Source organism: Ascidiaceihabitans sp. (genome assembly GCF_039986515.1).
Taxonomy (GTDB): domain Bacteria; phylum Pseudomonadota; class Alphaproteobacteria; order Rhodobacterales; family Rhodobacteraceae; genus Ascidiaceihabitans.
Window position 1 is genome coordinate 17,460 of sequence record NZ_JBDWQO010000003.1, and the last position, 21,614, is coordinate 39,073.

The 21,614-nt window shown below is 56.4% G+C and carries 22 protein-coding genes; 12 read left to right on the forward strand and 10 right to left on the reverse strand.

Annotated elements, in window-relative coordinates:
- Positions 1-94: 94 nt before the first annotated feature.
- The 7 genes from ABJL60_RS00455 (at position 95) to ABJL60_RS00485 (ending at position 6,064) form a co-directional block, all read left to right on the forward strand.
- On the forward strand, positions 95-595 hold the full coding sequence (locus ABJL60_RS00455) for a MarR family transcriptional regulator (RefSeq protein WP_348285902.1): 501 nt from the start codon (positions 95-97) through the stop codon (positions 593-595).
- Positions 592-1,293, forward strand: a complete 702-nt coding sequence (locus ABJL60_RS00460) for a response regulator (RefSeq protein ID WP_108826877.1) — start codon at positions 592-594, stop codon at positions 1,291-1,293. Before ABJL60_RS00455 ends, ABJL60_RS00460 begins: the two co-directional genes overlap by 4 nt.
- 74 nt (positions 1,294-1,367) lie before the next feature.
- Entirely contained in the window at positions 1,368-2,294 is a 927-nt protein-coding gene (locus ABJL60_RS00465; RefSeq protein ID WP_348373353.1) for a histone deacetylase family protein, read from the forward strand.
- The gene (locus ABJL60_RS00470) at positions 2,291-2,533 is read left to right on the forward strand and encodes an exodeoxyribonuclease VII small subunit (RefSeq protein ID WP_348373354.1); all 243 of its coding nucleotides are present in this window, start codon (positions 2,291-2,293) and stop codon (positions 2,531-2,533) included. The genes ABJL60_RS00465 and ABJL60_RS00470 overlap by 4 nt, the downstream gene beginning before the upstream one ends.
- 6 nt (positions 2,534-2,539) lie before the next feature.
- On the forward strand, positions 2,540-3,406 hold the full coding sequence (locus ABJL60_RS00475) for a polyprenyl synthetase family protein (protein WP_348373355.1): 867 nt from the start codon (positions 2,540-2,542) through the stop codon (positions 3,404-3,406).
- 10 nt (positions 3,407-3,416) lie between these two features.
- Entirely contained in the window at positions 3,417-5,357 is a 1,941-nt protein-coding gene (gene dxs / locus ABJL60_RS00480) for a 1-deoxy-D-xylulose-5-phosphate synthase (RefSeq protein WP_348373356.1), read from the forward strand.
- 65 nt (positions 5,358-5,422) lie between these two features.
- Positions 5,423-6,064, forward strand: a complete 642-nt coding sequence (locus tag ABJL60_RS00485) for a hypothetical protein (protein ID WP_348373357.1) — start codon at positions 5,423-5,425, stop codon at positions 6,062-6,064.
- Here the strand turns inward: ABJL60_RS00485 and ABJL60_RS00490 are convergent.
- Together ABJL60_RS00490 and ABJL60_RS00495 are read right to left on the reverse strand one after the other, a co-directional pair.
- Positions 6,014-6,829, reverse strand: coding sequence for an ion transporter (locus ABJL60_RS00490; RefSeq protein ID WP_348285896.1), 816 nt, complete (start codon positions 6,827-6,829; stop codon positions 6,014-6,016). The genes ABJL60_RS00485 and ABJL60_RS00490 overlap by 51 nt on opposite strands.
- A gap of 69 nt (positions 6,830-6,898) precedes the next feature.
- A complete protein-coding gene (locus ABJL60_RS00495) occupies positions 6,899-7,753 on the reverse strand; it encodes an SDR family oxidoreductase (RefSeq protein ID WP_348373358.1) in 855 nt (284 codons plus the stop codon).
- Between the two features lie 74 nt (positions 7,754-7,827).
- On the opposite strand from ABJL60_RS00495, the gene ABJL60_RS00500 reads away from it, so the two are divergent.
- Positions 7,828-8,451 (forward strand): class I SAM-dependent methyltransferase, encoded by a 624-nt coding sequence (locus tag ABJL60_RS00500; protein ID WP_348373359.1) that lies wholly within the window; start codon positions 7,828-7,830, stop codon positions 8,449-8,451.
- On the opposite strand, the gene ABJL60_RS00505 is transcribed toward ABJL60_RS00500, so the two are convergent.
- The 6 genes from ABJL60_RS00505 to ABJL60_RS00530 form a co-directional block, all read right to left on the reverse strand.
- The gene (locus ABJL60_RS00505) at positions 8,448-9,227 is read right to left on the reverse strand and encodes a carnitinyl-CoA dehydratase (RefSeq protein ID WP_348285893.1); all 780 of its coding nucleotides are present in this window, start codon (positions 9,225-9,227) and stop codon (positions 8,448-8,450) included. The two genes, ABJL60_RS00500 and ABJL60_RS00505, sit on opposite strands and share 4 nt — an antisense overlap.
- Before the next feature lies 1 nt (position 9,228).
- On the reverse strand, positions 9,229-11,235 hold the full coding sequence (locus ABJL60_RS00510; RefSeq protein WP_348373360.1) for an acetate--CoA ligase family protein: 2,007 nt from the start codon (positions 11,233-11,235) through the stop codon (positions 9,229-9,231).
- Between the two features lie 101 nt (positions 11,236-11,336).
- Entirely contained in the window at positions 11,337-12,497 is a 1,161-nt protein-coding gene (locus ABJL60_RS00515; RefSeq protein ID WP_348373361.1) for an acyl-CoA dehydrogenase family protein, read from the reverse strand.
- Positions 12,498-12,508: 11 nt separating this feature from the next.
- Positions 12,509-13,876, reverse strand: coding sequence for a sulfatase-like hydrolase/transferase (locus ABJL60_RS00520; protein WP_348373362.1), 1,368 nt, complete (start codon positions 13,874-13,876; stop codon positions 12,509-12,511).
- The gene (locus ABJL60_RS00525) at positions 13,873-14,856 is read right to left on the reverse strand and encodes a sterol desaturase family protein (protein WP_348373363.1); all 984 of its coding nucleotides are present in this window, start codon (positions 14,854-14,856) and stop codon (positions 13,873-13,875) included. Before ABJL60_RS00525 ends, ABJL60_RS00520 begins: the two co-directional genes overlap by 4 nt.
- Positions 14,846-15,589 carry a class II aldolase and adducin N-terminal domain-containing protein gene (locus ABJL60_RS00530; protein WP_348290840.1) on the reverse strand — a complete coding sequence of 248 codons (744 nt, stop codon included), beginning with the start codon at positions 15,587-15,589 and terminating at the stop codon, positions 14,846-14,848. The genes ABJL60_RS00525 and ABJL60_RS00530 overlap by 11 nt, the downstream gene beginning before the upstream one ends.
- A gap of 102 nt (positions 15,590-15,691) precedes the next feature.
- Here ABJL60_RS00530 and ABJL60_RS00535 point away from each other — a divergent pair, with 102 nt between their 5' ends.
- Positions 15,692-16,573 (forward strand): LysR substrate-binding domain-containing protein, encoded by an 882-nt coding sequence (locus ABJL60_RS00535; RefSeq protein WP_348373364.1) that lies wholly within the window; start codon positions 15,692-15,694, stop codon positions 16,571-16,573.
- On the opposite strand, the gene ABJL60_RS00540 is transcribed toward ABJL60_RS00535, so the two are convergent.
- A complete protein-coding gene (locus tag ABJL60_RS00540; protein WP_348290836.1) occupies positions 16,543-16,965 on the reverse strand; it encodes a glyoxalase in 423 nt (140 codons plus the stop codon). The genes ABJL60_RS00535 and ABJL60_RS00540 overlap by 31 nt on opposite strands.
- 37 nt (positions 16,966-17,002) lie before the next feature.
- Complete coding sequence (locus tag ABJL60_RS00545) at positions 17,003-17,665, reverse strand: hypothetical protein (RefSeq protein WP_348373365.1); 663 nt, start codon at positions 17,663-17,665, stop codon at positions 17,003-17,005.
- 222 nt (positions 17,666-17,887) lie between these two features.
- Here ABJL60_RS00545 and ade point away from each other — a divergent pair, with 222 nt between their 5' ends.
- The 3 genes from ade (at position 17,888) to ABJL60_RS00560 (ending at position 21,580) form a co-directional block, all read left to right on the forward strand.
- Positions 17,888-19,687, forward strand: a complete 1,800-nt coding sequence (gene ade, locus ABJL60_RS00550; protein WP_348373366.1) for an adenine deaminase — start codon at positions 17,888-17,890, stop codon at positions 19,685-19,687.
- Positions 19,688-19,698: 11 nt separating this feature from the next.
- A complete protein-coding gene (locus ABJL60_RS00555; RefSeq protein WP_348373367.1) occupies positions 19,699-21,162 on the forward strand; it encodes an AMP nucleosidase in 1,464 nt (487 codons plus the stop codon).
- Positions 21,163-21,292: 130 nt separating this feature from the next.
- Positions 21,293-21,580 carry an HU family DNA-binding protein gene (locus tag ABJL60_RS00560; RefSeq protein ID WP_108826858.1) on the forward strand — a complete coding sequence of 96 codons (288 nt, stop codon included), beginning with the start codon at positions 21,293-21,295 and terminating at the stop codon, positions 21,578-21,580.
- Positions 21,581-21,614: the final 34 nt, after the last annotated feature.

Sequence of the window (21,614 nt, forward strand, 5' to 3'; positions counted from 1 at the left end):
TTACGCAAAACCTGTGATTAGCTAGGCCTTTGATGTTGGAATGTCAACAACACTGACGTATGCTGTAACAAATGGCGTGAAGAGGGACGAAGTGATGTCAGACGGAGCGTACCGGGGCGAGAACCTTTTGTTCCTCACCGATGAACAATTACGGCAAGGAATCGAGGCGATGTTTTTCGCCTATCGTGGGTTCACCGCCGATCCCGACCGGATTTTGGGCGATATGGCGTACGGCCGGGCCCACCACCGCGCTATCCACTTTATCAATCGCGCCCCAGGCACCACGGTAAACAACTTGTTGCTTATCCTTGGGGTGACGAAACAATCGCTCAATCGTGTGTTGCGGACGTTGATTGCCGATGGTCTTGTCGAAAGCACCGTGGGCAAATCGGACAAACGCGAACGCCACCTACATCTTACCGAGGAAGGAAAGCAATTGGAGCAGACCCTATCGGACGCGCAACGCGCCCGTATGCGTGCAGCGTTTCGTGACGCTGGTCCGGACGCAGTTGCAGGATTTCGCACCGTGCTCGAAGCCATGATGGACCCTGAAATGCGACGTGCCTACACACGTCTGAAAGAGAGCGGCCAATGAGCGAATTAGACGCCCACCTGCTGATTGTGGATGACGATGAACGCATTCGGGTTCTGTTGCAGAAGTTTCTGATGAAAAACGGATTTCTGGTGACCGCCGCCCGCGATGCCGCCCATGCAAGGCGCATCTTGTCGGGGCTTGATTTCGACATGATGATTTTAGATGTGATGATGCCAGGGGAAGACGGGATTTCGCTGTGCAAATCAATCCGCGAAACCAATGCAACACCGATCATGCTGCTGACCGCCAAAGGCGAAACCGACAACCGCATCGAAGGGCTTGAAGCAGGTGCAGATGATTACCTGCCTAAACCGTTTGAACCCAAAGAGCTGTTGTTGCGCATCAACGCCGTACTGAGGCGCATGCCTGAGACCCCCGCTGAAGACACTGTGCCTAAGATTTTGCATCTGGGCGATATCCGCTACGACATGGAGCGCGGAGAGATGTGGCAGGGCGAAGACCTCGTGCGCCTGACAGCCACAGAAATGCAATTGATGAAGCTGTTTTCCGCCAAACCCGGAGAGCCCATCAGTCGTGCGCAACTGGTCGAAGATCTGGGCCGCGATCGTGGTCAGGCGCAGGAACGCGCGGTTGACGTGCAAATCACCCGGCTGCGTCGCAAGATCGAAGCCAACCCGAAACAGCCACGCTACCTGCAAACGGTACGCGGTGCAGGCTATATGCTGGCGCCGGACTAGCGCGTCGTTTTCTTTGAAAGAAAACGCACCGCAGTGTTTCAAACACTGCGCTTACCCAGACGAAAGCCTTTGTCATGACCACTGCCCTTCTGTCCCACACTGACTGCCTGTCCCACGTGAACCCACCCGGCGCACCGGAACAGGTCGCGCGCCTGCACTATATTCTGCGCGCGCTCGAAGACCTCGATCTGCACCGCGTCGATGCCCCCATGGCCACGGATGCAGACCTGTTGCGCTGCCATCCGCAATCGCACCTCGACCACATTCGAAACAGCATTCCGGCAGACGGTTACACCGCCCTTGATGCAGACACCTCTGTGTCACCGGGATCACTGAACGCCGCCTACCGCGCGGCAGGTGGCGCTGTAAAAGCCGTCGATATGGTTTTGGGCGGTGAGGTACAAAACGCCTTTGTCGCGACACGCCCACCGGGGCATCACGCAGAACAAACCACACCCATGGGCTTCTGCTTGTTCGGCAATGTCGCCATCGCCGCCAAACATGCGCTTGATCACCACGGCCTTAGCCGCGTGGCTGTCGTGGATTTCGACGTCCACCACGGCAACGGCACCCAAGCCCTGCTCCAAGATGACCCCCGCGCCTTGGTCGTGACTTCGCAGCAAATGCCGCTTTGGCCGGGCACAGGCGAGGCATCCGAACGCGGTCCCCATGGCACCGTGCTTAACCTGCCCTTGCCGCCAGCATCAGATGGGGCGCATGCCATCGAGGTCTACAAATCCAAAGTCCTGCCCGCGTTTGCCAAACACCAACCCGAGCTGATCCTGATCTCCGCTGGTTTTGACGCGCACCAAGACGACCCGCTTGCCAACCTCAATTGGTCCACCGAAGACTTCCGCACCATGACGAAAATGATCCTGCAATCTGCACAAAACCTATGCAAAGGCCGGGTGGTATCGGTGTTGGAAGGCGGCTATGATCTGGATGCGCTGGCCGCTTCGGCACGCGTACATGTGCAAGAACTGATAAAGGCCGCGACATGAGCGATACAGACGTCAACGAGATGAGCTTTGAGCAGGCTATGGCCGAACTGGAACAGGTTCTGGGCCAGCTGGAACGCGGAGATGTGGCGCTGGACGAATCTATTGCGCTTTACGAACGTGGCGCGCTTTTGAAAAAGCGGTGTGAGACAAAACTGAAAGAGGCCGAGGAAAAGGTGGCTGCGATCACGACAGACAGCGACGGCAACCCCACAGGTTTGAAACCCGTCGAAGGGCTGTAAACGCTTATGTTTCAAACGCGCCTCAAGGTGTGCGCCGCTGCAGTGCAAGCGCATTTCGATACTGTTTTGGGACGTCTCGATGACCTTCCAGTCGTTCAGGCCATGGGCCACGCCACCAACGGCGGCAAGCGGCTGCGCGGTTTTCTGGTGATGGAAAGTGCACGACTGCACAACATTCCTGACGCCACATCGATTTGGGCCGCATCAGCCATAGAAGCGCTACACGCCTATTCACTGGTCCACGACGACTTGCCCTGCATGGACGATGATGATTTGCGCCGCGGCCAACCCACAGTGCACAAAAAATGGGACGAAGCGACGGCGGTTCTGGCCGGTGACGCCTTGCAAACGCTGGCCTTTGAACTTGTCACCGACCCCCGGGCTGGCACCGGTGATGTGCGTGCGGATCTGGCGCAAAGCCTTGCCATCGCCAGCGGCGCACAAGGCATGGTTTTGGGGCAAGCGCTGGATATAGCCGCCGAAACCGCCGAGACCCCGTTAACACTGAACCAAATCACCCACCTGCAACAAGGCAAGACCGGTGCGTTGATCGCATGGTCTGCTATGGCGGGTGCGCGTCTCGCTCAGGCAGATACCACAGCCTTGCGGGACTATTCCCATGCCCTTGGCCTCGCCTTTCAAATTGTAGATGACATTCTTGACGTGGAAGGCGACGCGGAAACCGTGGGTAAGGCAACCGGCAAAGATGCAGATGCAGGCAAAGCCACATTCGTGTCCTTGCTGGGGATAGACGAGGCGAAACGCCGCGCCAATGAGTTGGTGGAATCGGCCTCGGATGCCTTAAGTGTATACGGTGAGGATGCCGAAGTGCTGCGCCAAGCCGCCCAATTCGTCGTCGCACGCAAAAGCTAGGAAAACGGCTATGACCGAGCTGAAAAATGATCGCCCGAACACCCCGCTGCTGGACACCGTCCAACGACCCGCAGACCTGAAACGGTTCTCTGATGCAGAGCTGATCAAAATTGCCCAAGAAGTGCGTTCTGAAACGGTATCTGCGGTTTCTGTTACGGGGGGGCACTTGGGTGCCGGCCTTGGGGTGGTCGAACTGACCGTCGCTTTGCACGCTGTGTTCAACACCCCCAAAGACAAGATTATCTGGGACGTGGGCCACCAGTGCTATCCCCATAAAATCCTGACTGAACGCCGCAACCGCATCCGCACATTGCGCCAAAAAGACGGGCTAAGCGGCTTCACCAAACGCTCTGAATCCCCATACGATCCATTCGGGGCCGCACATTCGTCAACGTCGATCTCTGCCGCGTTGGGCTTTGCTGTTGCGCGCGATTTGGGCGGCAACGTGCCCGAAGGCTTGGGCGACGCGATTGCCGTGATCGGTGACGGATCCATGAGCGCAGGCATGGCCTATGAGGCGTTAAACAACGCAGGCCACCTTAAAAAACGCATGATTGTGATCTTGAACGACAACGAAATGTCCATCGCCCCGCCTGTGGGTGCCATGTCCAGCTACCTCAGCCGTCTTTACGCGGAAGAGCCGTTCCAAGACCTGAAAGCTGCCGCAAAAGGTGCGATCAGCTTCCTGCCCGAACCCTTCCGCGAAGGCGCAAAACGCGCCAAGGACATGCTCAAAGGCATGACCGTGGGCGGGACACTGTTCGAACAACTCGGGTTTTCATATCTTGGCCCCATCGACGGCCACGACATGAACCAACTGCTGCCCGTCCTGCGCACTGTCAAAGACCGCGCCACCGGCCCGATCCTGATCCATGTCATCACCAAAAAAGGCAAGGGGTATGCCCCCGCCGAAGAAGCCCGCGACAAAGGCCACGGTGTGTCCAAGTTCAACGTGATCACTGGCGAGCAGAAAAAGGCGCCGTCCAACGCGCCCAGCTACACCAAAGTATTTGCAGAACACCTGCTGAAAGAAGCGGCAGACGACGACAAAATTTGCGCTGTCACCGCAGCCATGCCCGATGGCACTGGGCTGAACCTGTTTGCTGAACGCTACCCGTCCCGTTGTTTCGATGTGGGCATCGCAGAGCAACACGGTGTGACATTTGCAGCGGCCCTTGCCGCGGGCGGGATGAAACCGTTTTGCGCGATGTACTCCACCTTTTTGCAACGCGGCTACGATCAAGTTGTGCATGACGTTGCGATCCAGCGTTTGCCCGTGCGCTTTGCCATCGACCGCGCCGGACTGGTGGGCGCAGACGGCGCGACGCACGCAGGTGCATTTGACGTCGCATATCTGACGAACCTGCCCGGCTTTGTGGTGATGGCTGCCGCTGACGAGGCAGAACTGGCCCATATGGTTGCGACTGCCGCAGCCCACGATGACGGCCCGATTGCCTTCCGCTTCCCACGCGGTGAAGGCAATGGCGTCGACATGCCCGAACGCGGCACACCGTTGGAAATTGGCAAGGGCCGTATGATCCGACACGGCAAACAGGTGGCTTTGCTGTCCTTTGGCACACGGCTGGCCGAGGTCGAAAAAGCAGCCGAAGCACTGACCGCAAAAGGCATCACACCCACAATTGCCGACGCGCGATTTGCAAAGCCATTGGACCGCGACCTGATCCTTGAATTGGCGGCAAACCACGAAGCACTCATCACCATCGAAGAAGGTGCAGTTGGCGGGTTCGGCAGCCATGTCGCGCAGCTGTTGGCCGAAGAAGGCGTGTTCGACACAGGACTAAAATATCGTTCTATGGTCCTGCCAGACACGTTCATCGACCATGCAAACCCCGCCGACATGTACGCCGAAGCCAAGCTGAACGCGTCAGATATCGAAGCGAAAGTCCTACACACTTTGGGCGTTGCAACGATTGGCGAAGCACGGGCCTGACCCAAGGTCGCCCTTTACGCAACACCATCTTGCCCCCACAGTTTGCGAGAACTTGAGGGGGCATCATGGACATCCACAGCAAACCAATCCTGACCTATCGTTGGACCGTGTTCCTTTTGGCTGCAGGATACTGTCTTTATCAGACATTTACCGCCAGTTACGACCACTTTGGCGGGCCGTTCCGGTTCCTCACAATCTGGGCGCTGTTTGCATCGTTCTTTGCCGCCTCTCGGATGCTGGCACTGTCCCAAGACAGGATAACGCGCAAACATGAGGTCACAGGCCAAACTGCGGCCGTTCTGAATGTGATGGTGTGTTACCTTTATTGGAAACTGTGGTTCACAGATCCGGCGTTGGTAAACAACAACGGGCCGGTCATCTGGCATCAGGAATACTATTTGCACGCGCTTGGACCAGCGTTGCAAATCATCGACTCACTGTTCATTGGCCGGGTCTTCAGGCGCACGTGGCGGGCAGCACTGCCGCTTCTTGGGATCATTGCCGCCTATGTCGCTTGGACCGAACTGGTGGTGCAGCGCCTAAGCGACAGCTCGCCTGGTTCAATCACGTCAGGTTTGCCTTATCCCTTCCTGAACAACTTGGAACTGGCTGAACGCGCCGCGTTTTACGGTCTTAACGCTGGTGTCGCCCTGGCACTACTGGTGGTTTTTGGACTTGTCGGTTGGGTCCTGCGACACGGACGCTAAAGCATCCAGTTTCGCCTCAAGTGATGCAAGGCGGGCAATCATTTCTTCGCGGTATGCCCCGGTTTCGGCGTTGGATTCTTCGGCATGGGCGTCCTGCATCGAGTTTACGATCAAACCCACCAACAGGTTCACAACCGCAAATGTCGTGACCATGATGAACGGCACAAAGAAGACCCAAGCGTATTCATACACTTCCATGACGGGACGCACGATCCCCATGGACCAGCTTTCCAATGTCATGATCTGGAACAACGAATAGGCGGACTGGCCAAGGCTGCCAAACCATTCCGGAAACACTTCGCCAAACATCTTGGTCGCGATCACAGACGCAATGTAGAAGATCAGCGCCATCAACAAAAATACCGACCCCATGCCGGGCAAAGCCGTGATGAAGCCTTCGACAACGCGGCGCAGGCGGGGGGCTGCGGATATGACACGCAAAGCCCGCAAAATGCGCAACGCGCGCAACGCCGAGAACCCTTCGCCAACGGGGGCCAGCGAAATGCCTACGATGACAAAATCGAAGACATTCCAACCATTGCGGAAAAACGAAAGGCGATAGGCGAAAAGCTTGGCCAAAAGTTCCAACACAAAAATCGACAGGCAGATTTTATCCAGCAGCAGAATGAAATCACCCGCAACCGCCATAACCGGCTTGGAAGTCTCAAGCCCCAGAATGACCGCATTGAACAGGATCACCCCAACAATAAAGTTGCTGACCCCGGGACGGGCCAGAAAGGCTTTGGTTTTGTCTTGCAACGTCATCGCACACCTCTTGCGGTTTGCGCTTATATGCGATGCGCCGGACATACGAACAAGGGACTGTGCCCAGTTTTAAGGATCAAGTGCCAACAGAGCAGCCAAGCCTTCGCGGTACGTCGGATATTTAAGCACAACGCCAAGTTCATCTTTGATCCGATCGTTGCGCACTTTCTTGTTTTCCGCGTAGAAGCTGCGCGCCATCGGGGACATCTCTGCCGTCTCAAAGGGAACCGCTTCGGGGATCGGCAATCCAAGCAACTCTGCCGCGTGACCAATCACGTCCTGAGGCGGGGCGGGGTCATTGTCGCACACATTATAGGCCGCCCCCGGATTGGGCTGCGCAATAGATGCAGCCAAAATTTGCGCGATGTCTTCCACATGGGTCCGCGAAAACACCTGATCTTTTTTGATGATGCGGCGGGCGGTGCCATTGCGCACTTTGGCAAACGGGCCACGGCCGGGGCCGTAAATTCCAGCCAACCGGAAGATGTGCAGTGGCAGATCAGGAATGGCGCCCCACCCTTCTTCTGCGTCTTTTCGGTACTGCCCGCGCCTGGTTGAGGGTTGAAGCGGCGTGTTTTCATCGACCCAATCCCCGCCATGATCGCCGTAAACACCCGTCGTGGACAGATAACCCACCCACCGCAGCTGCGCGGCGTGTTTTGCGATCACGTCGCGCCATTGCGTTAAAACCGGATCGCCATCCCCATCTGGTCCCGCTGAAATCAGGATGTGGTCCGCGCTTTGGATGGCTTCAGTCATGTCGGTGCCCGGCCAGATCAAAGCCTCCACACCCGTTGCCGCCAACGCTTGTGCCTTTTCAGCGCTGCGCGTGGTCGCGATGATGCGCCACCCTTGCGGCTGCAACAAAGATGTCAGTGCGCGGGCAGAATAGCCGTGCCCGAATGAAAGCAAAGTGTGTGTCATTTCCCATAGGTGACAATTGGTGCGCTGCTTCGCAAGCCCTTGCGCAAAGATGTGACTTGGGGTTCACTTGCGCCATGACAAAACCACCTTCTTTGGATGGGGCCTATAACCTCAAGACACCGCAAGATTCGATAGACCTGTATGCCGAATGGGCAAACACCTACGACACCGATTTTGCGGATGAGCACGGCTATGTGCTGCATGCTCATGTGGCACGGGCCTATGTGAACGCGGGCGGCTATCAGCCGGTTCTGGATATGGGCGCGGGCACAGGATTGTGCGGTCAAGCGTTGCGCGACAGGGGTTTGGATGCCGTTGACGCTACAGATATTTCAGCCGACATGTTGAAAGTGGCAGAGGCCAAAGGGGTGTATCAGACGTTGTTTGTTGGCGACATTCTAGCCGGTCTTGATGTGGCGGACGGGGCTTACGCCGGTGCTGTCAGTTCCGGCACATTTACCCACGGACATGTCGGTCCAGAGGCACTGGACGAACTGCTGCGTGTTGTACGGTCTGGCGGTGTGATCTGTATTTCGATCAACACAGAACACTTTGCCGCCCATGGATTCGAGGCTAAACTGGCAGGATTAGAGCCTATGTGCCGTGAGATTTCCAAAGTGGAGGTGCCAATTTACAAAGATGGCGCCGGCGAACACGCCAGCGACACAGCCTTTGTGACCTTGATCCGGAAAACCTAGCGTCCCTTCCAGACGGGGTCACGTTTTTCTGCAAACGCCTTCGCGCCTTCCAACTGATCCTCTGAGGCATAAAGCGCATCAACCGATCGCAGTTGGCGTTTGGTAATGCGGTTCATCGTGTCTTGGAATTTGCTGTCTTCGGCGTCGCGCACAATCTCCTTGATTGCGGCATAGACAAGCGGCGGCCCAGAAGCGAGAAGGCGCGCCAGCTCCCAGGCACGGTCCATCAATTGATCCCCCGGCAAGATTTCGTTGACGATGCCCCATCGGTTGGCTTCTTCGGGATCAAACCAACGGCCCGTCAAAAGCAACTCCATGGCGATGTGGTAGGGGATACGCTTAGGCAATTTCACGCTGGCGGCGTCGGCTACGGTGCCAGACCGAATTTCGGGCAAAGCAAAGCTTGCATGGTCGGCGGCCAAAATCATGTCCGCACTCAGCGCCAGTTCCAACCCGCCTCCGCAGCAAATTCCGTTCACTGCAGCAATGACCGGCTTGTTCAAGTCGCGCAATTCCTGCAAGCCACCGAAACCGCCAACACCGTAATCCCCGTCGACCTCATCCCCGTCAGCAGCCGCTTTCAAATCCCAACCGGGGCAGAAAAACTTATCACCGCCCCCCGTGACAATCGCGACACGCAGTTCCGGATCATCGCGGAAATCTGCAAAGACCCTCCCCATGACAACGCTGGTCTCAAGGTCAATGGCATTGGCTTTGGGGCGGTCCAGCGTGACTTCCAAAATCGCGCCCTCGCGCTTGGTTTTGATCGGTGACATTTCAGGTCCTTTCAGGGGCAATTCTTATCAAAGCATCAGCCGCGATTGCGGCACGGGGCGTACACATCAACGGGTTTATTTCAACCTCTTCAATTCTGTCATGACGGGCAACCACAAAGGCCTGAACCCCCATAATTGCCGCAACGATTGCATCAAGGTCGGCGGTCGGTTTACCCCGAAACCCTGTCAGCAAGGGAAAGGTCTTTAGGCGCGACAAAGCCGTTTTGACTGTGCCTGCATCGCTTGGGATCAGCAGCGACTGCGTATCTTGCAAAATCTCTGTCATGACGCCGCCCGCACCCACCGTTAAAACAAACCCATGGGCAGAGTCCCGGACCACGCCAACCAACAGCTCCGCGACCGCGCCTGTTATCATCGCTTCAACCAAAACGTCGTCACCCGGCATATCTGCAGCGACAGCGTCCAGATCCGCTTTGGCGACATTCAAGCGCACCGCATCCATTTCCGACTTATGGGCAAAACCGACACCTTTGACCACAAACGGGCCGCTGTGTTCCTCAGGTCCGATGGCGGCATCAAACACCTGCGGAACAGACACACCATAGCTTTGCAGCATGGTTTTGGCATCTCGTTCGGACAGCAGTGCGCCATCACGATCAACGCCGGCAGGCAATGGCGCTTCATGAACAATGTCTGTCAAGGCGGCGGCGACCTGTGCTGCGGCGATGGCCTCTGTCAGACCGTTCATGGGCACGACGCCAGCCGCCATCAATTGCGCGGCCACATCCTGCGGCATCAATTCCGGCAATGTGGCCACAACAGCCACGGGGCGACCGCTTGTCTCACGCACTGCAATTGCCGCGTCCGTGGCGCAGACCCAATCGGTGGCATCCGTGTGCGGATAATCCACAATCAGCAACGTCAACCCGATGTGGTCTGCAGCCATCGGCAACCAAGCCGCCGTCATGGCATCCGTATCGCGCCATACGTAGGTGTTGTAATCCAGCGGATTAGACAAGGCGACCATAGGGCCTAATGCGTTACGTAGAGCCTGCTTTTGAGCGTCCTGCAAAGCAGGAAAGGACAAAGACGTTCCGTGTGCCGTGTCAGCAGCCAGACTGGCTTCACCACCAGAACAACTGATCGACGACAGCGTAGGGGCATCCAAAGGACCAGCCACATGTAACAGTTTTAATGTCTCTAGAAAGGTCGGAACATCGTGCACACGGCCTATCCCGAACCGGCGCAACAGCGCATCCGCACCCGCATCGCTTCCAGCCAAGGATGCCGTGTGTGAAACCGTAGCGCTTTGGGCTTGCTCGGATTTCCCCACTTTCAACGCCAGCAAAGGAATGCCTTTGGACGCGGCCTTCAGCGCAAGGGCGTGCCATTCCGCTGTGTCACCAAACCCTTCGATGTGCAGCCCGATCACGGTCACGCGCGGATCATCCAAAAGGGCCATCGCAATCTGCGCTTGAGACGTTTGCGCCATGTTTCCGCATGCCACCATGTAAGCAATCGGCAAGGCACGCTGCTGCATGGTCAAATTGATGGCGATATTGGAGGATTGCGTCAGCACTGCCACGCCACGATCAACCGGCACACACCCATGTTGGTCTGGCCACAAAAGGGCCTGATCCACCGCGTTTATAAAGCCATAGCAATTGGGTCCGAGAATCGGCATCGCGCCGGCGGCCTCTACCAAACGTGCCTGTAAATCTGCGCCTGCTTCATCCTCTGCCAAAGCCTCGGAAAAACCGGACGCAAAACAGACAGCACCACCTGCACCCATACCCGCCAGTTGGGCAACCAGATCAATGGTCAGAAATCTGTTCACACCCAGAAACACTGCGTCCGGACATCCAGGCAAGTCATCCAAAGACGGCACGGCGCGGATACCATGCACCTCCATGCCCTTGGGGTGCACAACCCAGATGTCACCAGAAAACCCCATCTGTTGGCATTGCAAAACAATCTGGGCGCACCAAGCACCACCACCAACAACAGCAATAGACTTGGGGCGCAGCAACCGCGAAACATCAGACATGGATCGTTCTTCTTTTCGCTGTAAATATCCCGGGGGGAGGCGCGTAAGCGACGGGGGGCTGGCCCCCTGCCTTAGTCAACGCACATATGCAATAAAACACCTTACGCGCCCAAAGGCCGCAACAAATCACGACTGATGATGTGACGCTGTATCTCGGAAGTTCCGTCCCAGATCCGCTCAACACGGGCATCACGCCAAAAGCGCTCCAACGGGTAGTCATCCATCAAACCCATACCGCCATGTAACTGGATGGCAGCGTCCGTGACACGGGCCAACATCTCTGAAGCGTAGAGTTTAGCCGACGCAATTTCGCGGTTCGCAGGCAACCCTTTGTCCAGACGATCCGCCGCAGCCAACGTCAGCAGATCGGCGGCGTCAATTTCAGTGATCATGTCTGCCAGTTGGAAACTTACACCCTGAAACTTCCCGATGGGTTGGCCGAACTGCTCACGTTGCGCCGCATAATCCAAAGCATAATCAAACGCACGGCGCGCCCGTCCAACCGACATTGTAGCCACGGTGATGCGGGTGGCATAAAGCCATGTGTTCATCACCTCAAAGCCACTGTCCACTTCACCCAGAACCTGCGCGTCTGGCAAACGGCAATCGTCAAATTCCAAAATCATGTTTTTGTAGCCGCGATGGCTGACAGACTTGTAACCGTCACGAATGACAAAGCCTGGCGTGCCGCGATCCACCAAAAATGCGGTGATGCGCTTTTTGGGGCCTTTGGGGGTTTGATCCTCGCCGGTGGCAATAAACACGATAATGAAATCCGCATGCTCCGCGCCTGAAATGAAATGCTTGGTGCCGTTCACAACCCAGTCGCCACCATCGCGCACCGCTGTGCATTTCATGCCGCGCACATCGGACCCCGCCCCGGGTTCAGTCATCGCCAACGCGTCCATGCGTTCACCACGCACAGCAGGCATCAAATAGCGTTCCACCTGATCCCCTTCACAGGCCATCAAGATGTTTTGCGGACGGCCAAAGAAATGGTTCAACGCCATGGACCCGCGCCCCAATTCCCGCTCCACCAGCGCAAATTCAACATGGTTCAACCCAGCACACCCGACGCTTTCGGGAAAGTTGCAGGCATAAAACCCCAGATCAATGGTCTTTTGCTTGATGTCTTGCGCAATCTCGGCGGGCACTTCGCCCGTGCGCTCCACCAACTCTTCATGGGGGTAAATCTCTTTCTCCACAAAGGACCGAACTGTGTCTGCGATCATCAATTGTTCGTCGGTTTGGCCGTAAATCATCTGTCTCTCCGTTACCGACTGTCTGCCGGGGTGTAATCAAACATTTCTTTCGCCAAAATGGCCTCTGCCCCGCCTTGGGCCGCGACACGTTTGGCTTGATCTGCAAAGGCCTGAGCGCTTGCTGCGTCAGGGTCCATAAGCGCGTATAATCTGCGCAAACCTTCCGCCAAAACATTGGCGCGTGTCTGGGCCAGATCGTCTAATTCCTGCGGGTCATCCACCATGTCAAACAGCTGCGGCGCAAACCCATTGGCGTAATGCACAAGCTTCCATCGATCCCAGCGCACCATCGTCATGCCTGTGATCGCGCCGCCATCGTGATATTCTGACAAGACTGCGCGATCTGGATCAGGCCCACGCAAATCGACACCAGAGAACCCTTCGCATGAGGCCCCCATCACAGCGCAAATCGTGGGCGCGATGTCGATCAAGCTGACGGGGCTGTCGACGACGCCCTGTTCAAAACCCGGCCCCGCCACAAACAACGGCACACGCGCGGCACTGTCATACATCACCGACTTCGTCCAATAGCCTTTCTCGCCCAGCATCTCGCCATGATCCGAGGTGAATATGATCAATGTATCCTCTGCCTGACCGCTGGCCTCCAAAGCGTCCAAGACTTGGCCCACTTGCCGATCCAAAAACGTACACAAACCATGATACGACGCCGCCGCTACGCCACGGGTTTCGGGGGTGAAATGCACATCATGTGAGAAGAAATCGACCAGACCCTGCAACACAGGATGATCCGGCACCGTCTGCGGTCCGGCTTCATAATCCGCCGGATCGTAAAGCGCGAAATCCGCAGGCGGCGCAATCAAAGGAAAATGCGGGGCCAACCACGACACAAAACTACACCAAGGGGCGGCTTTGCGGATTGGGTCATTTAGCCATGCAACCGCTTCCGCCGTAACGCGCCTATCAAAATCGATGTAGTTGCTGTTGCCCGGCCCGATGTCGCGCGCCAGCGTGTGGGCCGTTGGATAGGGCGCCGTTGGATTACGCAACAAAGCCTGCACCCAGCCTTCGCCATTCAAAATATGCACCGGCTCAATCTGCTCGACAAATCCGGTGTCATCCGCACCAGAACGATAATGCAGCTTACCAATCGACACAGGGGCCACCCCCGCGTCCTGCAAGGCATGCCCCCACGACCGCCCGGTTCCGTCATACGCCTCTGCCGAGGACCAACACCCGATCTCGTGCACCTCTTTGCCTGTCGCGATCGCGGCGCGTGTCGGCACACAAATTGGCGACGGCGTGTAGGCATTGGTAAAATTGGTGCCCCGATCGCGCAAACGCACCAAGTTCGGCATCTGCGCACGTTCCAGCGCCCACCAAGACAGCTCGTCCGCCATCATGAACAAAACGTTGGTCACGAATACATCTTCTTTTTGCGTGCCCGCGTTTCGGTTGTGCCGTCTTCGCTGCCATCATGGAATGTCCCAAACCAGCGGTCCCATGGCATTTCCTGATTGCCGTAATTGCATTCGAAATAACGGTGATGCAGCGTGTGATAAAATGTGCCCAAGGCCAGTGACCGTTTGTCTTTGATTAGCAAATCCTCATAGCCTGTGTGCGTCATCGCGGCGCCTGGCCCCTGATACAAAACATGAAAGATCAGGTGGACCGGATGCGACGCCACAACCCAATGCACGCACAGCGACGATAGGTAAATCAAGTGTTCCACCGGGTGCATCGAAAACCCCGACCACGGCCCGATATTGATGTTGCGATGATGCAGCGAATGGTAGCGTGTGTAGAAGAACGGCACATGCAGCAGGCGATGCACCCAATAGAAATGAAACGCCGACCAAACCGGCAGCAACACAATCCACAGCACAAACCAAACGGGGTTCGACGCCAGCGTGATCGTGGGCGCATAACCGTTCGCCATCAGCCACATGGTGCCCACCTGAAAGGTTGTCAGTTGCGCGACACCGCTGGTCAACGTCCAGAACATGTTGTCTTTGACCTGATCGGAAAACAGAAACGCGCGGTTGCCTTTGGCTTGATCGCGCCCGTCAAACTTCAGCGTTTTGCCTTGGCCCTTGCGCATGTAGAAATACCAATGCAGCCCCCCGGCAATCGCCGTCACAAAGCCAAGGTTCACCAGATAGGTTTGGATCACCCAACCCATGGCAAAGCTTTGCGCGGCTTCAAGCGTAGGATAGAAAAACGCGTAAGCCACCACCGCAAGGATCAGCAAAATCATCCGCTCGCTCAGGGCCAACCAATTGCGGCGGAACCAGCCAGCGATATAGCGCGGGTTGGTGCCTTTGGCGAAGATCGAAGGGTCCTTTAGCGGCAGATCAGGGTGATAATTCCAGACGCCATAGTCTTTGTCATCAGCTGGCATAGTTGGCCCCCTCGTCGTCCAAAATCGCCTTCAGTTCCGCCAGATGCCGCGCGTCCTGTTCGGGATAGGTTTCCAATTCCTGCGCGGTCTTTTCAGCCACCTCATCGGACAATACCCGCAATGGCTGCCCCGTCTGCAACGCCATGATGTAGGTCATGCAGGCGCGTTCGAAATAGTAGAGCCTATTAAAGGTATCTGCGACCGTATCGCCCACAATCATGATGCCATGGTTGCCCATAATCATGACCTTCTTCTTGGGGTCATCAAACAGTTTCGCGCAGCGTATCCCTTCTTCCTCAAAGGCCAAACCACCGTAGCTTTCGTCGATCACATAGCGGTTGAAAAACGTGCAAGCGTTCTGATCCACCGGCGGCAAACGGCTGTCGGCCAAAGCGGCCAACGCCGTGGCATAAGGCGAATGCACATGCATAGCGCAACGGGCATGCGCGCAGTGACGGTGCATGCCACCGTGTAACCCCCAAGCGGTCGGATCAGGCGCATCTGGCCCTTCCATGGACGCTGGATCATTCGCGTCGACCTCGATCAGATCACTGGCTTTGATGCGGGAAAAATGCATCTGGTTGGGGTTCATCAAGAACCGTGTGCCATCGTCGTTGATCGCAAAGGAAAAGTGGTTCGCCACCGCTTCGTGCATATTCAGGCGTGCCGTCCACCGAAAGGCTGCTGCCAAATCCACACGCTCTTGCCAATGATCCATATTCGCCCGTGTCATACCGCGCCTTTCCCGTTGTTTTGATGCACAATGCACAGCACATAAAACCCAGACCAACGAAAAAACTTCTCATGATCCATAAGTTAAGCTAATGCTCATCTTATGAGCTTACCTCCACTGAACCAACTTCGTGCCTTTGAAGCCGCCGCACGGCACCTGTCTTTCACCGCCGCTGCAGCTGAATTGAACATGACCCAAAGTGCCGTAAGCCAGCAGATCAAGTCGCTTGAAACGCACCTTGGGCAACCCTTGTTTTACCGGCGCCCCCGCGCTTTGGAGCTGACGGTGATGGGTTTGAACTATGTGCCCGTGGTGCGCGAAGCGTTTCAAACCCTTAGTCGCGGCACACGGATGTTGATGGATGGTGGCACCCAAAAGGCGTTGCATATCGAATCCAACGTGACCTTCACCACCCAATGGCTCGCCCCCCGCCTGCCCCGCCTGTACGCAAAGCACCCCGAAATGCACCTGCACATAACAACGTCCATATGGGACCAGATGGAACGCGTCGAAGAAGCGGATGTAGAATTTCGATTTCTCATGTCCCAAGACGCCGACCCACAGGCCGAAAGGGTCACATGGGATCACTTTTATCCGGTGTGCGCACCACAATACGCTGTGACTTTGGACACCATATCCCGGCACCGGATGTTCTATACCACAGCCATGCTGACAACATGGGACAGTTGGGCCGAAGGGTTGGACGTGGGCACGCCAAAAATCACCCATTGCCAAGTGTTAGAGACTGCTTTGGCTGCAGCACAAGCCGGCGCAGGCCTGACCATGGCCCACGACAGCGCGGTGGCAAACCTTTTGGATCAGGGGCGGCTGATCAAACCCTTTGAACACTCTGTTGTGATGCAAGAAGCCTATTACCTAAAGCTGCACCCCAAAGCGGATGGCAACACCCAGGCAGATGCATTTATTGGCTGGATTAGAGATGAAATTGATATCTACAAAGGTCTCGAAGGCACCCAAGCATAACCGTTTTCACACAAGATATATGCCTCGCGCAGGCCGTGCGGCTTGTCTGTGGGTTCTTGCAAAATCGTGACATCCGCCATGCCATGCGCCCGCAGGTATGCATCGTCAGGGTCAACATCATACAATCTGATCTCTACGCCTGCCCCACGCGGTGGGTTTTCCGGTAGAAGATCCAGCAAGGGGTTGCTGTGATAGGTGGCGTCACTGTGCAACTGCAACACTTGGTCGCCGATTTTTGCAATGGCGAAATCTTTGCTGACTTGAAACATCTCGGCCTGAAATGCCCCAGCCAGAAAAGAGGCCTCGCGCCCCACGCTGCGAACCAGAATGTTCACACCAATGCCGCGCAGTGATTTGCCGAAGTCCTCGGCGCTGACGTTTTCGTAATCCATGCGAAATTGTTACGTCGAACGTTGCGTATGGCAAGCATTATAACAAAGACAACAAAGCCCGCTCTGCTTGGCGCAACCCTTGCGGCCCGTCTGGAATGTCAGGCGGGGGCGAATCGTGCAGGGCAATGACCTTTGGGGCACATAACTGTTGCGTGCGATGGTTGGCGTGTTGTGCAGGCAATCGGTTGCGGCCTGTGTCAAAATCCACATGGCGCCCGCGTAATGTGGTTGCCCCGAACGTCTTGTTCTCGGCGGCATAGTCCGGCGTTCCCACACGCAGCGACGCGCGATCCATCAGGCGCAAAACAACGGCTACTGTGAAGTCTTCGCTTAGATCGTCACGCGCGATGCCGCTGGCAATTTCACGTCTGATCGCAGGCAAAGCCGCACCAAACCGCGCCAAGTCATCGAACTTGGTCTGCGATCTGAACGCGCTGAAGTCCGTATGATAACGATATTGCTTGCGGGTTCGGGCGTCGTAACCCGTGGCCTGCAAATGCCCGTTGGGACGGGGGCTGATCCAGACCTTTTCATAGGCAGGTGGCACGGCCAAAGCATCTATGCGCTTTCGCTCTGTCGCTTGTTCGATGCGCGTGTGGTCAGGTGTGCGGTAGCTCCAGCTGCTGCCCGCTTTGCGTCGGGTGATGCCGGGGTGTGTGTCTGGGGACCACGTCAAGGTGTCTGGCAAATCTGTCTGCATAAATGACAAACGCCATACCCCGCCCTTTGGTTCCCTTAATCCGTAGTCACCGGATCACTATCAGCATCACGCGTAATTTGCGGCGTACGGGTTGGTATTCCGCATTCAGCGAAGTGATGTATGACACTATCCACGGGCTGCAAAAGGCCAATGGATGTACCAGTTTCAAGAAACGCACACGCCCCCACTTGCGCTTGCCCGTATTCTCAGAATACTCGGTACATGGAACACAAGACTTTCCCAAGCTGGCCCGACACCGCCCCCTATCTTATCGAAGTTGCTGCTGGCCGTGCGCCCGCACAGACCGTCATTCGCGGCGGGATCTGGGTAAATGTGCACACCCGTGAGGCTTTGCCCGACCATGATATCGCCATCACACATGGGCGGATCGCCTGTGTGGTGCCGGACGCCTCCCATTGCATTGGTCCTGACACGGAAATCATCGAGGCCAATGGACGCTACATGATCCCGGGCCTATGCGATGGGCATATGCACATCGAATCGGGCATGTTGACGCCTGCAGAATTTGCCCGCGCCGTGATCCCCCATGGCACCACGTCCATGTTCACAGACCCGCATGAGATCGCGAATGTTCTGGGCCTTGAAGGCGTGCGTTTGATGCACGACGAGGCACTGATCCAACCCATCAATGTATTTACGCAAATGCCGTCCTGTGCGCCGTCCGCGCCGGGGATGGAAACCACAGGATACGAAATCAGCGCCGAAGATGTCGCCGAAGCCATGACATGGCCCGGCATTATCGGTCTGGGCGAGATGATGAATTTCCCCGGCGTCAGCAACGCCGATCCCAAAATGCTGGCAGAAATCGCAGCAACACAAAACGCGGGCAAAACCGTAGGGGGCCACTACGCATCCCCTGACCTTGGCCCCGCCTTTGCGGCTTATGTCGCAGGCGGTCCGGCCGACGATCACGAAGGGACGTGCGAGGCCGACGCGATCGCACGGATGCGCCAAGGGATGCGATCGATGATCAGGTTGGGCAGTGCTTGGTATGATGTGGAAACGCAGATCACAGCCATCACCGAAAAGGGGCTGGATTCACGCAACATGATCCTGTGCACGGACGATTGCCATTCAGGCACTTTGGTCAATGACGGGCATATGAACCGCGCGGTGCGTCATGCGATTGAGTGTGGTTGTGACCCGCTGGTGGCTTTGCAAATGGCGACGATAAACACGGCGACCCACTTTGGTCTGGAACGCGAAATCGGATCGTTGACGCCGGGGCGGCGGGCAGATGTGATCCTGACCTCTGATTTGAAAACACTGCCCATCGAACATGTGATTGCACGAGGGAAAACAGTCTCTATTCAAGGCAAAATCCAAGTGGACTGCCCGCATCTGGACTGGCCGGAAAACGCACGCAACACCGTGCATATGGGCAAAACGCTTAGCGGCACGGACTTTGAAATCGCAGCGCCCAGCGGAGCGAATTCCGTCACCGCAAACGTGATCGGCGTGGTCGAAAACCAAGCGCCCACCAAAGCGCTGAAAGCGGACTTGCCTGTGCGCGACGGGCTTGTGCAAAGCGAAGGCGACGTGTGCCAGATCGCGCTTGTGGAACGGCACCGCGCGACGGGGGGCGTGGTGAACGCCTTTGTGTCGGGCTTTGGCTACAAGGGGCCAATGGCGATGGCCTCGACCGTGGCGCATGACAGCCATCACATGATTGTGGTGGGCACCGACCGCGAAAACATGGCGCTGGCGGCAAATCGGCTCGCAGAAGTCGGCGGCGGCATCACGTTATTTAAGGACGGCACTGAACAGGCTTTGGTCGAATTGCCCATTGCTGGCCTTATGTCCGACAGACCAGCCACAGAGGTCGCCGCAAAGGCAGACAAGCTGATCGCGGCGATGGTCGATTGCGGCTGCACGCTGAACAACGCTTACATGCAACATTCCCTTTTGGCCCTCGTGGTCATACCGGAACTGCGCATATCCGACTTGGGATTGGTCGATGTGCGTTCCTTTGAATTTATCCCGATATTCGACGACGTATGAAAGAGAAAAGAATGACAATAATAAAAACACCAAACACACCAAAACCAGAACGCTTCACCGATGCCGCAGCGGCAGTTGATCGGTTGGAGGCGCTGTACACACAGGCCACAGAATTCCTATGCAAAACATTCGCGGCTGCCCTGACCGAAGGCGCCCCTGAGGGCCGCATGCGTGCCTTTTACCCAGAGGTGCGGATCACCACGACAAGCTACGCCAAAATCGACACGCGGCTTTCCTTTGGGCATGTGTCGTCTCCGGGCACCTATGCTGCCACGATCACGCGCCCGGACCTGTTTCGCCACTATCTTATCCAGCAAATCGGCTTGCTGTTGGAACATCATGGCTGTGGCGTCAGTGTCGGGGCGTCCGACACGCCAATTCCTGTGCATTTTGCTGTTGCGAATGATGCCTCTATTACTGTGCCCCAAGAAGGGGCCGCCGATTTTACATTGCGCGATGTGTTTGACGTGCCAGACCTGAGCACCACAAATGATGACATTGTGAATGGCACCTACGTGTCGCCGGATGACACGCAACCCTTGGCGCCTTTCACCGCGCAGCGCGTCGACTATTCCTTGGCGCGGCTGTCACATTATACGGCCACCGACGCCCGGCATTTCCAGAGTCACGTGTTGTTCACAAACTACCAGTTCTACGTATCAGAATTTGAAAACTACGCCCGTAAGATGCTGGACGACCCAAACAGCGGCTACACAAGTTTTGTGTCCACCAACAACGCGACAATCACCAAAGGCGATCAGGCGTTGGAGGCTTCTGAGAAAATGCCGCAAATGCCGACTTATCACCTGACGCGGGTGGATGGGTCCGGGATCACGCTGGTCAACATCGGGGTGGGGCCGTCCAATGCGAAAACTGCAACAGACCACATTGCTGTTCTGCGTCCGCATGCGTGGTTGATGGTGGGGCATTGTGCTGGGCTGCGGAACTCTCAGGCCTTGGGTGACTTTGTGCTAGCCCATGCCTATCTGCGTGAAGATCATGTGCTGGACGACGACCTGCCTGTGTGGGTGCCAATCCCCGCGTTGGCTGAAATACAGATCGCGCTGGAACAGGCCGTGGCACAAGTCACAAAGTTAGAGGGCTATGAACTAAAGCGGGTGATGCGCACCGGCACAGTGGCAACAATCGACAACCGCAACTGGGAATTGCGCGACCAATCCGGACCCGTGCAACGCCTAAGCCAAAGCCGAGCGGTGGCACTGGACATGGAAAGCGCCACAATTGCGGCCAATGGTTACCGGTTTCGGGTGCCTTACGGCACGCTGTTGTGTGTTTCAGACAAACCACTGCACGGGGAATTGAAGCTGCCCGGGATGGCGTCAGACTTTTACAAAACGCAGGTAGCCAGCCATCTGATGATCGGGATACGGGCGATGGAGCATCTGCGCGAAATGCCGCTGGAACGCATCCAAAGCCGGAAATTGCGGTCATTTGAAGAAACGGCCTTCCTCTGACACCTAAAAAAACGCAAAAAACGTATATATTGAGGGTTTTTTTGAACACAATTCGTTGTGTTCAGACACAACATTCCGTTACATTCTGCGGCAGAGGCCCAAAATCGGGCGGACGAAGGAGACCATAACAATGGCAAAACCAATGACAAAAACCCAACTCGTCGCCGCATTGGCCGAGGACATGGGGACAGACAAAAAAGCAGCGGGCGCAGCACTGGACGCAATGTGCGGCCTGATCACACGCGAAGTGTCCGGCGGCGGTGCAGTGACTTTGCCAGGCGTTGGCAAAATCTATTGCCGCGAGCGTCCAGAGCGTATGGTTCGCAACCCTGCGACAGGTGAACAGTTCAAAAAAGAAGCAGACAAAGTGGTCAAAATGACCATTGCGAAAGCTTTGAAAGACAGCGTCAACGGCTAAGCCTGACAGCGTCTTTAGTATCGAAAAGGGTCGT

What these genes read in the sequence shown, in the direction of transcription:
- ABJL60_RS00455 (WP_348285902.1), top strand. Translation starts at nt 95, where the DNA reads ATGTCAGACGGAGCGTACCGGGGCGAGAACCTTTTGTTCCTCACCGAT.
- ABJL60_RS00460 (WP_108826877.1), top strand. Translation starts at nt 592, where the DNA reads ATGAGCGAATTAGACGCCCACCTGCTGATTGTGGATGACGATGAACGC.
- ABJL60_RS00465 (WP_348373353.1), top strand. Translation starts at nt 1,368, where the DNA reads ATGACCACTGCCCTTCTGTCCCACACTGACTGCCTGTCCCACGTGAAC.
- ABJL60_RS00470 (WP_348373354.1), top strand. Translation starts at nt 2,291, where the DNA reads ATGAGCGATACAGACGTCAACGAGATGAGCTTTGAGCAGGCTATGGCC.
- ABJL60_RS00475 (WP_348373355.1), top strand. Translation starts at nt 2,540, where the DNA reads ATGTTTCAAACGCGCCTCAAGGTGTGCGCCGCTGCAGTGCAAGCGCAT.
- dxs (WP_348373356.1), top strand. Translation starts at nt 3,417, where the DNA reads ATGACCGAGCTGAAAAATGATCGCCCGAACACCCCGCTGCTGGACACC.
- ABJL60_RS00485 (WP_348373357.1), top strand. Translation starts at nt 5,423, where the DNA reads ATGGACATCCACAGCAAACCAATCCTGACCTATCGTTGGACCGTGTTC.
- ABJL60_RS00490 (WP_348285896.1), bottom strand. Translation starts at nt 6,829, where the DNA reads ATGACGTTGCAAGACAAAACCAAAGCCTTTCTGGCCCGTCCCGGGGTC.
- ABJL60_RS00495 (WP_348373358.1), bottom strand. Translation starts at nt 7,753, where the DNA reads ATGACACACACTTTGCTTTCATTCGGGCACGGCTATTCTGCCCGCGCA.
- ABJL60_RS00500 (WP_348373359.1), top strand. Translation starts at nt 7,828, where the DNA reads ATGACAAAACCACCTTCTTTGGATGGGGCCTATAACCTCAAGACACCG.
- ABJL60_RS00505 (WP_348285893.1), bottom strand. Translation starts at nt 9,227, where the DNA reads ATGTCACCGATCAAAACCAAGCGCGAGGGCGCGATTTTGGAAGTCACG.
- ABJL60_RS00510 (WP_348373360.1), bottom strand. Translation starts at nt 11,235, where the DNA reads ATGTCTGATGTTTCGCGGTTGCTGCGCCCCAAGTCTATTGCTGTTGTT.
- ABJL60_RS00515 (WP_348373361.1), bottom strand. Translation starts at nt 12,497, where the DNA reads ATGATTTACGGCCAAACCGACGAACAATTGATGATCGCAGACACAGTT.
- ABJL60_RS00525 (WP_348373363.1), bottom strand. Translation starts at nt 14,856, where the DNA reads ATGCCAGCTGATGACAAAGACTATGGCGTCTGGAATTATCACCCTGAT.
- ABJL60_RS00530 (WP_348290840.1), bottom strand. Translation starts at nt 15,589, where the DNA reads ATGACACGGGCGAATATGGATCATTGGCAAGAGCGTGTGGATTTGGCA.
- ABJL60_RS00535 (WP_348373364.1), top strand. Translation starts at nt 15,692, where the DNA reads ATGAGCTTACCTCCACTGAACCAACTTCGTGCCTTTGAAGCCGCCGCA.
- ABJL60_RS00540 (WP_348290836.1), bottom strand. Translation starts at nt 16,965, where the DNA reads ATGGATTACGAAAACGTCAGCGCCGAGGACTTCGGCAAATCACTGCGC.
- ABJL60_RS00545 (WP_348373365.1), bottom strand. Translation starts at nt 17,665, where the DNA reads ATGCAGACAGATTTGCCAGACACCTTGACGTGGTCCCCAGACACACAC.
- ade (WP_348373366.1), top strand. Translation starts at nt 17,888, where the DNA reads ATGGAACACAAGACTTTCCCAAGCTGGCCCGACACCGCCCCCTATCTT.
- ABJL60_RS00555 (WP_348373367.1), top strand. Translation starts at nt 19,699, where the DNA reads ATGACAATAATAAAAACACCAAACACACCAAAACCAGAACGCTTCACC.
- ABJL60_RS00560 (WP_108826858.1), top strand. Translation starts at nt 21,293, where the DNA reads ATGGCAAAACCAATGACAAAAACCCAACTCGTCGCCGCATTGGCCGAG.